The following is a 1,374-nucleotide window of genomic DNA, read 5'->3' as shown; positions in this document are numbered from 1 at the left end:
ACTACGAATTGGCAGGTATTTTCTGTATATTGTTCATCACTTGGGTGAATATAGCTTTATATGGATACCCCTCTGCAAAGGATACCCAGACCTTTCTTACCGTTACTCTGACTCTTGCTCCAATTTTAAACAATTTTAGCCTGATAGTGTCACATTGAGCTTTGGCCATTTCTGTGTCTACAAGACCAAGTCGGCGAAAAGCCTGTATGAGCACATAGGCCAAAGATGAAAAATAGAGTCTCACCTGATTACTCTGCAGTTTATGGGTGCTGGTCCTATCTGCAAAAAGCATCAACTGCTGTTCTTTGATCCGATTTTCCATGTCACCTCGAGCACAATACACCTTTTCATACAGCTCTTGAGCCTCATGTTTTTCAGCTTTTAAAGAGGTAACAACAAAACGTGGATTTGATCCTTTTGCAAGATGCTCTGCTTTACCTACTACCCTGCGGTGCCACCGCCATGTATCAAGAGTCATATAGCAAAAGTCTTTAAAAACCCTGGAAGCTTGACCACTGCACTGGTACAATGCTTTGGCGAGTGCGAGTTCTTCTTCAATCTCTTTGCCAAGGCGCGAATTCTTGGCTAATCCAAAAAGAAAATCAACATCATTGTCCTCACACCAGGTCATAATGTTTTCACGGCAAAAACCACTATCTCCACGAACAAGTATTTTCACATCTGGCCAAGCTTGTCGGATGCGATGAACAATCCGCTCCATTTCCTCAACTGTACCGGCTGCAGCATCGACGTCGGCGGTTTGAAGTCGTGCACACAACAGATACTCACCGCAAAAAATGTATAAAGGCAAGTAACAATAGGCTTTGTAATAGCCATGGAAAAATTTTCCTTCCTGGTCACCATGTAGCGGATCATCGGTTGCGTCAACATCAAGAATTATCTCTTCTGGAATCTCTGTATGGGATTCGAGGAAAACATCTACAAAAAGATCATCTACAGATCCAGAACTGATGGCTATTTTTTTATAAGTACTCTTAGACGTAGCATTGACAGGTGTTAGTTCAAGACGATTCAGAGTGCTCTTACCTGCAAGAGGTTTACCTTGATCTTTTTCAGACTTACGATCCATACCCGTTGGATCGGTTTTGCCAACAGCCACAGCAAGCATCTTGTCACTCGCTAAATGATCGTGGTCGTTGAGATCCTCATACCCCAAAGCCAGACCGAAGACACGTTGCGAAACTAAGGTTAAAACGCTGTGCTCAATACGGCTTTGATCACGATGATCGGTGAAGCATTGCGAAAAACGGTGGAGAATGTTTGTCCGCTGTTCCACTTCTCGTAACAACAACGCCCCTCCGTCAGAAGTGATAGTCCCGCCATTAAAATCTGCAACGATTTCTCGTCTACCTA

General features: G+C 43.5%; 1 protein-coding gene. It reads right to left on the bottom strand.

Translation table 11 applies throughout. From position 1 onward, the window contains the following. Position 1 precedes the first annotated feature (1 nt). Positions 2 to 1,360 carry an IS1380 family transposase gene (locus FCL48_RS24630; protein ID WP_169309377.1) on the bottom strand — a complete coding sequence of 453 codons (1,359 nt, stop codon included), beginning with the start codon at positions 1,358 to 1,360 and terminating at the stop codon, positions 2 to 4. Positions 1,361 to 1,374 lie beyond the last annotated feature (14 nt).

It is taken from the genome of Desulforhopalus sp. IMCC35007, assembly GCF_005116575.1.
GTDB lineage: Bacteria > Desulfobacterota > Desulfobulbia > Desulfobulbales > Desulfocapsaceae > Desulforhopalus_A.
Note: the sequence above shows the minus strand (reverse complement) of the source record. Positions and strands in the feature narration are given on the sequence as shown.